The 12,151-nt window shown below is 73.7% G+C and carries 10 protein-coding genes; 5 read left to right on the forward strand and 5 right to left on the reverse strand.

Translation table 11 applies throughout. The features are described 5' to 3' along the window. Window positions 1-3: 3 nt before the first annotated feature. Window positions 4-711 carry a succinate dehydrogenase cytochrome b subunit gene (locus JOF36_RS28045; protein ID WP_245352701.1) on the reverse strand — a complete coding sequence of 236 codons (708 nt, stop codon included), beginning with the start codon at window positions 709-711 and terminating at the stop codon, window positions 4-6. 87 nt (window positions 712-798) lie between these two features. Here JOF36_RS28045 and JOF36_RS28050 point away from each other — a divergent pair, with 87 nt between their 5' ends. After that, entirely contained in the window at window positions 799-1,758 is a 960-nt protein-coding gene (locus JOF36_RS28050; RefSeq protein WP_307862627.1) for a LysR family transcriptional regulator, read from the forward strand. A 152-nt stretch (window positions 1,759-1,910) separates the two neighbouring features. Here JOF36_RS28050 and JOF36_RS41090 read toward each other — a convergent pair whose 3' ends face one another. From JOF36_RS41090 to JOF36_RS28065, 3 genes are all read right to left on the reverse strand, one after another. Then, window positions 1,911-3,083, reverse strand: coding sequence for a regulatory protein RecX (locus tag JOF36_RS41090; protein ID WP_307862628.1), 1,173 nt, complete (start codon window positions 3,081-3,083; stop codon window positions 1,911-1,913). Window positions 3,084-3,085: 2 nt separating this feature from the next. Further along, window positions 3,086-4,138: a recombinase RecA gene (gene recA / locus JOF36_RS28060; protein WP_210032776.1), complete on the reverse strand. Its 1,053-nt coding sequence runs from the start codon at window positions 4,136-4,138 to the stop codon at window positions 3,086-3,088. Window positions 4,139-4,379: 241 nt separating this feature from the next. Further along, the gene (locus JOF36_RS28065; RefSeq protein ID WP_210032778.1) at window positions 4,380-4,574 is read right to left on the reverse strand and encodes a DUF3046 domain-containing protein; all 195 of its coding nucleotides are present in this window, start codon (window positions 4,572-4,574) and stop codon (window positions 4,380-4,382) included. A gap of 74 nt (window positions 4,575-4,648) precedes the next feature. Between JOF36_RS28065 and JOF36_RS28070 the strand changes: the two genes are divergently transcribed. Further along, the gene (locus tag JOF36_RS28070; protein ID WP_210032780.1) at window positions 4,649-4,810 is read left to right on the forward strand and encodes a hypothetical protein; all 162 of its coding nucleotides are present in this window, start codon (window positions 4,649-4,651) and stop codon (window positions 4,808-4,810) included. Window positions 4,811-4,817: 7 nt separating this feature from the next. Here JOF36_RS28070 and JOF36_RS28075 read toward each other — a convergent pair whose 3' ends face one another. Beyond that, entirely contained in the window at window positions 4,818-6,089 is a 1,272-nt protein-coding gene (locus JOF36_RS28075) for an MFS transporter (protein WP_210032782.1), read from the reverse strand. Between the two features lie 73 nt (window positions 6,090-6,162). Between JOF36_RS28075 and JOF36_RS28080 the strand changes: the two genes are divergently transcribed. The 3 genes from JOF36_RS28080 to JOF36_RS28090 all read left to right on the forward strand — a co-directional run bounded on the left by JOF36_RS28080 (window position 6,163) and on the right by JOF36_RS28090 (window position 12,147). Further along, window positions 6,163-6,666 (forward strand): hypothetical protein, encoded by a 504-nt coding sequence (locus JOF36_RS28080; RefSeq protein ID WP_210032783.1) that lies wholly within the window; start codon window positions 6,163-6,165, stop codon window positions 6,664-6,666. A 41-nt stretch (window positions 6,667-6,707) separates the two neighbouring features. Further along, window positions 6,708-11,672, forward strand: coding sequence for an ATP-dependent helicase (locus tag JOF36_RS28085; protein WP_210036290.1), 4,965 nt, complete (start codon window positions 6,708-6,710; stop codon window positions 11,670-11,672). Between the two features lie 79 nt (window positions 11,673-11,751). Next, window positions 11,752-12,147, forward strand: a complete 396-nt coding sequence (locus JOF36_RS28090; RefSeq protein ID WP_210032785.1) for a DoxX family protein — start codon at window positions 11,752-11,754, stop codon at window positions 12,145-12,147. Window positions 12,148-12,151: the final 4 nt, after the last annotated feature.

The raw sequence follows: 12,151 nt of genomic DNA on the forward strand, positions 1-12,151 counted from the left end.
GGGTCAGACCACTCCGAACGTGACGGCGAGGGGCACCGAGATGAACCCGAGGGTCAGGACGACGGCGAACACCGTCGACACCAGCTTGATGGTGCGCTCACGGCTGTTGCTGGACCACCCGAGGGTCTGGATCCCGGAGAAGATGCCGTGCTGGACGTGGAAGCCCAGCGCGACGACGGCCAGCACGTAGAACAGGGTCACGTACCAGCGATCGAGGGCGAAGCCGGCGGCGATGTTGTCGTAGACCTCGAGGTGGACACCGTTCGGGTTGGCGACACCGAAGGTCAGGTCCAGCAGGTGGTAGATCACGAACAGCGCGATGATCACGCCGCCCCAGCGCATGGTGCGAGCCGCGTAGCTGCCCTTGACCTTGTACGAACCGCCCGCGTACTTGATCGGGCGGGCCCGGCGAGCGCGCAGGGTCAGCACCGTGGCCGCCCAGATGTGCGCGATCACCGACACCAGCAGGACGACCCGGACGATCCACAGCATGCCCCCCTGGGGCAGCGCGGGCTCGAGGATGGTGCGCAGCCATGCCGCGTACTGGTCGATCGACTCGGGACCGAAGAAGATCTTCAAGTTCCCGATCATGTGCAGGACGACGTAGAGCAGCAGGAAGACGCCGCTCACCGCCATCACGAATTTCAGCAGCGCACTGGGCGTGCGTGGGCGCCGGGGCTCGGCGCCGCCCGCCCGGGACTTCTCGGACATGGTGACCACGAAGCCTAGTGGACATACCAAGCAGCGGGACCGTCCAATGCATCGAGCGGTCAACTGTCATAGCTCTACGCTATGACGGTGACACTCCAGCAGCTCATGTACTTCGTTGCCGTGGCCGACGTGCGCAGCTTCACTCGTGCGGCGGACCAGGTGGGTGTTACCCAGCCCACACTCAGCCGGGCGCTGCGGACCCTGGAGAACGAGCTGGGCACCCCCTTGATCAACCGCGGGTCGGTGCTGACCTTGACCCCGGCCGGTGAGGCGGTGCTCCCGCTGGCCCAACGCATGATCGCCGACTCGGACATGGTCCGCACGACGGTCGCCGAGATGGTCGGGTTGCGCAGCGGGCGGGTGCGGGTGGGTGCGACGCCGTCGCTGTGCATCGGAGTGCTGTCGGACGTGCTGCGGGTGTTCCACGCCCGGCACCCGGGGATCGGGGTGGAGCTCGTCGAGGACGGGGCGCAGCCGTTGGAGACCGCGGTGGTGCGCAACGAGCTCGACGTCGCCCTGGTGATCGTGCCGCCGGACGGTGTCGACCCGGCCCTGCACTCCGCTCCCCTGCTGCGCGAACGGCTCTCGGTCGCGTCCCCGCGGGCCCGGCAACCGCTGAACCCCCGCAACTCGATCTCGGTGGCCGACCTGGCCCGGCACGACCTGGTGATGGTGCGCAAGGGCTACGACCTGCGCGAGGTGACCCTGCGGGCCTACGACGAGGCCGGGGTGACGCCGCGGATCGCGGTGGAGGGCGGCCAGATGGACGCCGTGCTGCGGATGGTGGAGGCGGGGACCGGCGTCGCGGTGGTGCCGGACCTGGTGTTCATCGGCAGGCCGCGGCTGCGCCGCACCGTGCTGACCCCCGCCCTGTACCGGACCGTGGCCCTCGCCCGCCGCGCCGACATCGCCCCGACACCCGCGGTGATCGCCTTCGCCGACATCCTGCTGGAGTACATGGCCGACACCTCCGCCTCCCTACGCGCCGGGACGAGCGACGTGCAGGTGCTCCACCGCCACCGCAGCGGCCGGGAACTACTGGGCTGACGGAGCCCGCCGGCCCGCCCACCCGCCGGTGCGCGCCGGTTCGACCTCGCACCCGCCGGTTTCGACCTCGCAGCTGCCGGTTCGACCTCGCACAGCCGGCAGCGGCTGCGAGGTACGCAGGTGCCCTGCGAGGTCGCGCTCGGTGTGCGGGGTCAGTCCTCGGGCGGAGTCTCGCCGAGTTCCTCGGCGTCCGCGCCGGCAGCGGCGATCTCGTCCTTGACGACGCCGTACGCGACGCCGGCGCCGTAGCCCTTGCGGGCGAGCATCCCGACCAGCTTGCGCGCGGTGGCCTGTCGCTCCTCCCGGGTGCCGATCGGCAGGCTGCGCAGCCGCTTCGCGACGAGATCGCGGGCGCGCTCGCGCTCGGACTCGTCGTCGATCTCGGTGAGTGCCTCGTCGGCGATCTCCCGGTCGACGCCCTTGCGATGCAGCTCCAGTGCGATCGCCCGCTTTCCGAGCCCGCGGTAGCGGTGCCGGGAGCGGACCCACTGGTCGGCGAACGCCTTGTCGTCGATCAGGCCGACCTCGTCGAACCGGGCGAGGACACGGTCCGCGATCTCGTCCGGGATCTCCTTGCGTCGCAGAGCGTCGCCGAGCTCCTTGACGGTGCGCGCGCGGTCGGTGAGCAGGCGCAGGCAGATCTCCTTCGCCCGCGCCTCCTGTTCCGCGGGGGTCCGCTCGGGCTCCGGGTCCGAGCTCCCGCGACCTCCGCCGCGCCGGCCCCCGCGCCTCGCCTCTCGCGGTTCCTGTCCAGGGCCGGACGTACGTCCACGACCCCGACGCTCACGGCCCCGGGCGACACCCCCGACTTCGCCACCGGGCTCTCCACCGGTATCACCGCCGGAGTCGCGCCGCGGACCCCGAGCGGCCGTGCCGGAGCGGGCTCGCCGGCCGGAGAGCTCGTCGAACGAGACAGCGCGGGCGGGCTCCGCTTCCTCCGGCAGGTCACAGTCCCCGGCCGGTTCCTCGAACGTGGCGACCCGTGGACCGGTGCCGGGCTCGGCCCCGGCATCGTCCGGCCAGATCCCGTCCGACCAGGCGCTGTCGGCCCAGCTCCCGGGCTCCACGTCCGCGACGCCTCCCGCGCCGCCGTCCGCGGTGGTCGTGCCGCCGTCGCCCGCGGTGGTCGTGCCGTCGTCCGCGGTGGCGGCGCCGCCGTCATCCGCGGTGATGCCACCACGGCCCACGGTGATGCCGCCGTCGTCCGCGGCGCCGACCGGACGAGGGTCGCCGAACAGGTCGTCCAGCGAGACGGCGCGGGGTTCAGATGACTCCGCGCCGTCCCCGTCGGACGTGCTCGGGGCGCCGCTGTGCGGGGCGGCCACGCTCAGAAGTCGACCGGAGCCGGCAGGGGCTCGACCGACGCGGAGTCCTCGGCGTCGACGACCGGGCCGATGCCGAGCTTCTCCTTGATCCGCTTCTCGACCTCCGTGGCGACGTCCGGGTTCTCCTTGAGGAACTTGCGGGCGTTCTCCTTGCCCTGCCCCATCTGGTCGCCCTCGTAGGTGTACCAGGCACCCGACTTACGGATGATCCCCTGCTCGACGCCCACGTCGATCAGCGAACCCTCCTTGCTGATCCCGACCCCGTAGAGCACGTCGAACTCGGCCTGCTTGAACGGCGGGGCCACCTTGTTCTTCACGACCTTGACCCGGGTCCGGCTGCCGACCATGTCGGTACCGTCCTTCAGGGTCTCGATCCGGCGGATGTCCATCCGCACCGAGGCGTAGAACTTCAGCGCCTTGCCACCGGTCGTGGTCTCCGGGGACCCGAACATCACGCCGATCTTCTCGCGCAGCTGGTTGATGAAGATCATCGTGGTGCCCGAGGTGCTCAGTGCGCCGGTGATCTTCCGCAGCGCCTGGCTCATCAGCCGGGCCTGCAGGCCGACGTGGCTGTCGCCCATCTCGCCCTCGATCTCGGCGCGCGGCACGAGCGCCGCCACCGAGTCGATCACGATGATGTCCAGCGCGCCGGAGCGGATCAGCATGTCCGCGATCTCCAGCGCCTGCTCGCCGGTGTCCGGCTGGGAGACCAGCAGGTCGTCGGTGTTCACCCCGAGCGCCTTGGCGTACTCCGGGTCGAGCGCGTGCTCGGCGTCGATGAACGCGGCCACACCACCGGCGGCCTGCGCGCTCGCCACGGCGTGCAGCGCGACCGTGGTCTTACCGCTGGACTCCGGGCCGTAGATCTCGATGACGCGCCCGCGCGGGATGCCGCCGACGCCGAGCGCCACGTCGAGCGCGATGGAGCCGGTGGAGATGGCACTGACCGGGGTGCGGGTCTGGTCGCCCAGGCGCATCACCGATCCCTTGCCGTGGTTCTTCTCGATCTGGGCGAGGGCGAGTTCGAGCGCCTTCTCGCGGTCCGGAGTTGACATCTCTTGATTCCTCGCTGGTCGGCGATCGGTGTCTGCTGTCTTTCGGGGGGGCACACCACAACGGTATGGGGTACCCCCGACAGTTTCGGTGGCCGGATCAGTGCCTGTGGACAACTCGCCGCGTCGTGCGGCATCGCGTCCTGAGGAGACCATAGACGAACACGCGTTCGAGTCGACACCGCACACGCCGACCGGGCGCCCCGGGGAGCCGAACGGTCCCCCGAGGTCGCGGTTCCCGAGGTCAACGGCGCGCGGGAGGCACCTCGTAGGCCTCGCACACCGCACGCCAGATCCGTCGCAGGTCCGTGCCGGACTCGATCGCTCGCTCGACGGTCTGCCCGCCCAGTTCGGCGAAGACGTGGTCGCGCGCCAGCGACGCCGCCCGCACCGACCCGAACTCGCCCTCCATCAGCTGGCGGAAGTGGCTCAATCGCACGCCGCGAGGGTAGACCTCCACCGTTGTCCGCGGCTCACGCCCACGACCGCCCGTTCGTCGGTACGATGGGAGATATGTCCGAACTGCTGGCCGCCGCCCCCGTCGATGTCGCCGACGAGGTCCTCGCGACCACCGGGATCGGATCGCCGCTCGCCTGGCAGATCGTCTCGCTGCTGGCATTGCTCTCGGCTCTGGTCGTGCTGGTGCGCTGGTGGTACCACCAGCGCAAGCGCTGACCGTCGTTCAGGCGGTCGGGGGTGCTGCCGACCCGGCCGGGAGCCGGCCGCCGGCCCGCAGCGTCACCAGCAGGAACGGCGCGGTGACGACCACCGCGACGATCCCGAGCACGGCGTAGGACGCGACCGTCACCAGCACCCCGGCCACGATGCCCGCCGCCGCGCCGCCGAGGTTCATCGCCACGTCCACCGCTCCCTGCACCCGCGGCCGCTCTGCCACCGGCACCGAGGCCGTCAGCAGCGCTGATCCGCCCACCAGCGCAGCCGACCAGCCCAGCCCGAGCAGGATAAGCGCACACGTGAGCAGTGCGGTCGCGGTCGGCGCGGCCAGTGCGCAGAGCACCCCGGCGACGGTGAGCAGCACCGCGGCGCACGCCAGCACCCGTTCCGCACCCAGCCGGTCGGACAGCCGGCCGAAGACCGGGCTCAGCGCGTACATCCCGGCGATGTGCAGGCTGATCACCAGCCCGACCACGGTCAGTGCCGCTCCGCCGTGGTCCATGTGCACCGGTGTCATCGACATCAGCCCGACCATCACGGCGTGCCCGACGACGATCCCGGCGGCGCCGACGAGTGCCGGCCGGGACCCGCGCAGCACCGCCCACGGCCGCGTCGTCCCTCCGTCCGGGGTCGCCCCCGGCGTGGCCGCCGCCGCCCGTGCGCGGGCCCGGACCAGCGGATCCGGCCGCAGCCCGGCCCAGCTGACCAGGGCCGCGGCGGCGAAGGCGGCCGCGCACAGCAGGTACGGGCCGGTCGCCGGATCGAGCCCCAGCCGGATCGCGACGAACTGCAGCGGCCCCAGCAGGTTCGGCCCGGCCACCGCACCCACGGTCGTCGCCCACACCACCAGCGCCAGCGCGCGCCCGGCCCGGTTCGGCGCCGCCAGATCGGTCGCGGCGTACCGGGCGGCCAGGCCGACCGCCGTCCCCGAGCCGACCAGCAGCAGCGCCACCAGCAACGCGGGTGCACTGCCCGCCTCGGTCGCGAGCACGGCACCGACGGCACCGGCGAATGCGATCAGGTAGCCACCGGCCAGTGCGGGACGGCGACCGCGGCGCTGGGCCACCCGGGCGACGACGGCGGCCGCCCCGGCCGCGCCCAGCACGATGGCGGTCGACGCCGCGCCGCCCACCGAGGGCGAGCCGGACAGCCGGGCCGCGACCAGCGAACTGGCCGCGACCGAGGTCGCCATCGCCGTCCCGCCGAACACCTGCCCGGCGGCGAGGACGACGAGCAGACGGGGTTGGGCGGGATCCTGCCGGTGCGGCGCCTCGGTCACGCCCGGATGCTGCCCCGCCGGGGCCGGGGGCACCAGCGCGTTACGCTGCCGAACCGATCACGAAGGAGGACCGATGGCGAGCAAGGAGAACCAGGTCGGCATCGAGGACGCCTACCGTCTGGTGTCCGAGGTCCTCGAGGGGGCGGTCCGCGAGACGCTCGCCTCCCCGGGACCGGAGCCCGCCCGCTTCGCCGTCAGGGAGCTGACCGCCGTCGACGACGGGCTTCCCGAGGACGCCACCCCGCCGGGCTGGTCGCTGGCGTTCCTGGTGCTCGCGGACTGGTACGACGCCGCCCGCACGGCCCTGGCCGACACCGACGACCGGGCCGATCGGGCGCTGGCCTGGATCGCCGAGAACATGGGGAAGCGCTTCGCCGCCCGTGCCCGCTACACGGTCACGCCGCTGGTGGATCCCGCGAACGCCCGGGAGACCTCGCTGTACGTCGAGGCGCTCGGTGACGACTTCCTGCCCACCATGGTCTGGACCGTGGCCGGGCTGGTCGCCGCATTCCCGGCCGACGATCCGGCCGAGATCTGGCCGCGGATCCGCGCCGACGAGGCCCGCACCGGGACCTGACGCCGCCCGCCGACGCGAAACTGTCGGTGCCCGGCCGCATGATGGGCGACGTGAGCGCACTCGACGGCTTCTCGCCCGCCACCCGCCAGTGGTTCGAGGGCGCCTTCGCCGCGCCCACCACAGCGCAGGAAGGCGCCTGGACGGCTGCGCAGCGCGGGCAGAACGCCCTCGTCGTGGCCCCGACCGGCTCCGGCAAGACGCTGGCCGCGTTCCTGTGGGCCCTCGACCGGCTGGCGGCCGAACCGGTCCCCGCGGAGCCGAAGCACCGGTGCCGGGTCCTCTACGTCTCCCCGCTCAAGGCTCTCGCCGTCGACGTGCAGCGCAACCTTCGCTCCCCGCTCACCGGGATTCGGCAGGCCGCACAGCGGCTCGGGGCCCCGCCGCCCGACATCACCGTCGGGATGCGCACCGGCGACACCCCGGCCGACGAGCGCCGGCAGTTCCAGCGCACCCCGCCGGACGTCCTGGTGACGACCCCGGAGTCGCTGTTCCTGCTGCTCACCTCGGCCGCACGGGAGTCGCTGCGCGGGGTGTCGACCGTGATCCTGGACGAGGTGCACGCGGTCGCCGGCACCAAGCGCGGCGCGCACCTGGCGCTGTCACTCGAGCGCCTGGAGGAGATCACCCGGATATCGCCGCAGCGCATCGGTCTGTCCGCGACCGTCCGCCCGGTCGACGAGGTGTCCACGTTCCTGTCCGGGACCCGGCCGGTGGAGGTCGTGGCGCCGAGCACACCGAAGACGATCCGGGTCGAGGTGCAGGTCCCGGTACCGGATCTCGCCGCGCTGGACGAGCGCCCCGCGCCGGGCAGTACCGACGAGGAGGTCGTCGGGTCGGCCGCGGGCACCGCGCGGAGACCCTCGATCTGGCCGGCGGTCGAGGAGCGGCTCCTCGGGCTGGTCCGCGAGCACCGCTCGACGATCGTGTTCGCCAACTCGCGGCGGCTCGCGGAGCGGCTGACCTCCCGGCTCAACGAGCTGGCCGCCGAGCAGGAGGAGGCCCGGGAGCTCGACGACACCGGCGACGTCCCCGGCGGTCCGGGTGCCGAGTTCCCGGCCGAGGCCGTCGGCCAGTCCGGGATCGGCGGCGGGGCGCCGGCGTCGGTCGCCAAGGCGCACCACGGCTCGATGTCCCGCGACCAGCGCACCCTCGTCGAGGAGGAGCTGAAGTCCGGGCTCCTGCCCTGCGTGGTCGCCACGTCCAGCCTGGAGCTCGGCATCGACATGGGCGCGGTCGACCTGGTGGTGCAGGTCGAGGCACCGCCGTCGGTCGCGTCCGGGCTGCAGCGGGTCGGCCGCGCCGGGCACCAGGTGGGCGCGGTGTCCGAAGGTGTCGTGTTCCCCAAGTTCCGCGGCGACCTGGTGTCCTGCGCGGTGGTCGCCGAGCGGATGACGTCCGGTGCGATCGAGTCGACCCGGTATCCGCGCAACCCGCTCGACGTACTCGCCCAGCAGATCGTCGCCATGGTCGCGATGGAGCCGTGGCAGCTGCCCGACCTCGCCGCCGCCGTGCGGCGGGCCGCACCGTTCGCCGCGCTGCCGGACTCCGCGCTGCACTCGGTGCTCGACATGCTCGCCGGGCGGTACCCGTCGGAGGAGTTCGGCGAGCTCCGCGCCCGGATCACCTGGGACCGGGTCACCGACGAGCTCCGCGGCCGGCCCGGCGCGCAGCGGCTCGCGGTGACCTCCGGTGGGACGATCCCGGACCGCGGCCTGTTCACGGTGATGACCCCGGGCGGCGCCGACGGCGCGGGTTCACGGGTGGGCGAGCTCGACGAGGAGATGGTCTACGAGTCCCGGGTCGGCGACACGTTCCTGCTGGGTACGTCGTCGTGGCGGGTCGAGGACATCACGCACGACCGCGTCATCGTCACCCCGGCGCCCGGGGTGCCCGCCCGGATGCCGTTCTGGAAGGGCGAGTCGATCGGACGGCCGCTCGAGCTGGGCCGGGCGGTCGGCGCGTTCGTGCGGGAGATGTCCGGGCTCGCCGAGGGCGCCGCCCGGGAGCGGGCCTCGGCCGCCGGGCTCGACGAGTGGGCCTGCGACAACCTGCTCTCCTACCTGCGCGAGCAGCGCGAGGCGACCCGGCAGGTCCCCAGCGACCGCACGATCCTGGTGGAACGCTTCCGCGACGAGCTGGGTGACTGGCGCCTGGTGGTGCACTCACCGTTCGGTGCACAGGTGAACGGCCCGTGGGCGCTCGCGATCGCCGCCCGGATGCGAGAACGGCGCGGGGTCGAGGTGAGCGCGTCCGGCGCCGACGACGGGATCGTGCTCCGGCTCCCGGACGCCGTCGACGACTCCGGCTCCGAGGTGGTCCCGACCGCGGAGGACGTGCTGCTCGACCCGGGTGAGATCGAGCAGATCGTCGTCGCGGAGCTGGGGAACTCCGCGCTCTACGCGTCCCGGTTCCGGGAGTGCGCGGCGCGGGCGCTGCTGCTCCCCCGCCGCGACCCGCGACGGCGCAGCCCGCTGTGGCAGCAGCGGCAGCGATCGGCACAGCTGCTGGGCGTGGCCGGGAAGTTCGAGCAGTTCCCGATCACGCTCGAGGCGATGCGGGAGTGCGTGCAGGACGTCTACGACCTGCCCGGTCTGCGTGAGCTGATGGGCGATGTCGGGTCGCGGAAGGTGAAGGTCGCGGAGGTCGAGACGCCGCAGCCCTCGCCGTTCGCGCGCAGCCTGCTGTTCGGCTACGTCGGGATGTTCCTCTACGAGGCCGACGCACCACTGGCCGAGCGCCGGGCCGCGGCGCTGTCGCTGGACTCCACACTGCTGGCAGAGCTGCTCGGCTCGGAGGCGATCCGCGAGCTGCTCGACCCCGAGGTACTGGCCGAGGTCGAGGCACAGCTGCAGCGCACCGACCCGGACCGGCACGCCCGTGACATCGAGGGTGCCGCCGACCTGCTCCGGTTCGTCGGCGACCTCTCCGAGATCGACGGCCGGGCCCGCGGCATCGACCCCGCCTGGTTCGCCGAGCTGGAACGCACCCGGCGTGCCCTGCGGGTGCGGATCGCCGGGCAGGAGCGGTTCGTCGCCGTCGAGGACGCCGGCCGCATCCGGGACGCCCTCGGCACAGCGCTGCCGGTCGGCGTGCCGGAGGCGTTCACCGAGCCGGTGCCGGACCCGCTGGGCGATCTGGTGTTGCGCCATGCCCGCACGCACGGGCCCTTCACCGCCGCCGAGTGCGCCACCCGGTTCGGGCTGGGTGTCGCCGTGGTCGCCGGGGTGCTGGACCGGCTCACCGGGACCGGGCGGCTGGTCAAGGGCGAGCTGCGCCCGCAGGCGCTGGTGCCGGCCGGAACCCGCAACGAGATCGAGTACTGCGACACCGAGGTGCTGCGCAGGCTTCGGCGTGCGTCGCTGGCGAAGCTGCGGCACGAGGTCGAGCCGGTCGAGCAGCGTGCCCTGGGCCGGTTCCTGCCCGCCTGGCAGGGCGTGCAGGTGCATCCGGGCTCCGATCGCCGGGGGCGGGTGCGGCGCGCGCCGGGCGCCGAGGACGTTCTCGGCGTCGTCGAGCAGCTCGCCGGGGCGCCGTTGCCCGCGAGCGCGGTCGAGTCGCTGATCCTGCCCGCCCGGCTCCCCGGCTACAGCCCGGCGTTGCTGGACGAGCTGACCGCGGCCGGTGAGGTCACCTGGGCCGGGTGCGGCGCGCTCGCCGGGCAGGACGGTTGGCTGGCGCTCGCGCCCGCCGACGTCGCGGATCTGCTGCTGCCCGCGCCCGATCTGGACACCGCGGGTACGCCGCTGCACACCGCGGTGCTCGCCGCGCTCGGCCTGGCCGACCCGGCCGCGCTGACCGATCCGGACCTCGCGGCGGAGCAGGCGGACGGTGCGCTGTTCTTCCGCGAGCTCGCCACCCGGGCCGGGCTGACGCTCAAGGAGCAGGACGAACCCGCCCCGTCCGACGACGACGTCGTCGCCGCGATCTGGGACCTGGTCTGGGCCGGGGCCCTGACCAACGACACGCTCGGCCCGCTGCGCGCCCGGCTGTCCGGGAGCGGGAACCGGCGCGGCGCCGCCGGTCGGCAGGGCGGCGCGCACCGCGCGGGCCGGCGGGCTCCGCGCGGCCGGTACGCACAGCTGCGGGCGGGGCGGCCGTCGATGCCGAGCCGGAGCGGCCCGCCCTCGGTGGGCGGGCGCTGGTCGGTCGCGGTGCCGCGGGAGCCGGACCCGACGCGGCGGGCGCACGCCGCGGCGGAGGCCTTCCTCGAGCGGCACGGCGTGCTGACCCGCGGGGCGCTGGGCACCGAGCGGGTGAGCGGCGGGTTCGCGGGGGTCTACAAGGTGCTCCGCGCGATGGAGGAGTCCGGGCGGTGCCGGCGCGGCTACGTCGTCGAGGGGCTCGGTGCCGCACAGTTCGCGGTGCCCGGTGCGATCGACCGGGTCCGGGCCATGGCCGGTCCGGACGGGCCGGTACCGAGCGGCCGGCACGGCGCCCCGACCGGGTCCGGCGAGGATCCCGGTGCCGACGAACCCGGTGCCGACCGCTCCGCCGATCCGGTGCCCGACCCGTATGCCGGCGTGCCTGACGACCTGCGCCGCCCCACGACGTTCCCGGGGTCCGGCGCGGGCCGGTACGACGAATTCGACGGTGGCGCAGGCCGGAGCCCTCACACCCCCCGGGACGCCTGGCGGTCACTGTCCCGGGTCGTACTGGCCGCCGCCGACCCGGCCCAGCCCTACGGCGCGGCGCTGGCCTGGCCGGAGACCGTCGGCGAGACCAAACACCGGCCCGGCCGGAAGGCGGGCGCGCTGGTCACCCTCGTCGACGGCACACCCGCGCTGTACGTCGAGCGGGGCGGGAAGTCGCTGCTGTCGTTCACCTCCGACCACGACGAGCTCCGCGCCGGCGCGGAGGCGCTGGCGGGCGCGGTGCACGAGGGCTGGCTCGGATCCCTCGCGGTCGAACGTGCGGACGGCCAGGACTCGCTGGCGTCCGAGCTGTCCGTGGTGCTCACCGAGGCCGGGTTCCGGGTGACTCCGAAGGGACTGCGGCTGCGGGCGTGACGAGGCACTGCCGGTCGGTAGGGCGTGCCGGTCAGCGCGCTCATCGGTGCCCACACCGCGCGGTGGCACGATCACCGCCATGATCCACCGCTCCCCCGACCACAGTCGCCGCGAGCGCCGTACGGCCCTTGCCCTGGCCGGCCTGCTCGGCACCGCCGCCGTCCTGCACGCGGCACGACCCGAGCCGTTCGACTCGATCGTCCCGACGAGCCTTCCCGGCGAGCCGCGGTTCTGGACGTATGCGTCCGGGGTCGCCGAGGGTGCGGTGGCTGCGGCGCTCGCCTACCCGCGGACCCGGCGCGCCGGGGGCTGGGCCGCAACGAGGCTACTCACGGCGGTGTTCCCGGCGAACGTGTCGATGGCACTGCGCTCGAGCGGCAAGGCGCCGGGATACCGGGCGATCGCGTGGGGCCGGCTTCCGCTGCAGGTGCCCCTGGTGCTGTGCGCGCTGCGGATCGCTCGCCGCCCACGCTGACGCC

The organism is Pseudonocardia parietis, from assembly GCF_017876315.1.
Classification (GTDB): Bacteria; Actinomycetota; Actinomycetes; order Mycobacteriales; family Pseudonocardiaceae; genus Pseudonocardia; species Pseudonocardia parietis.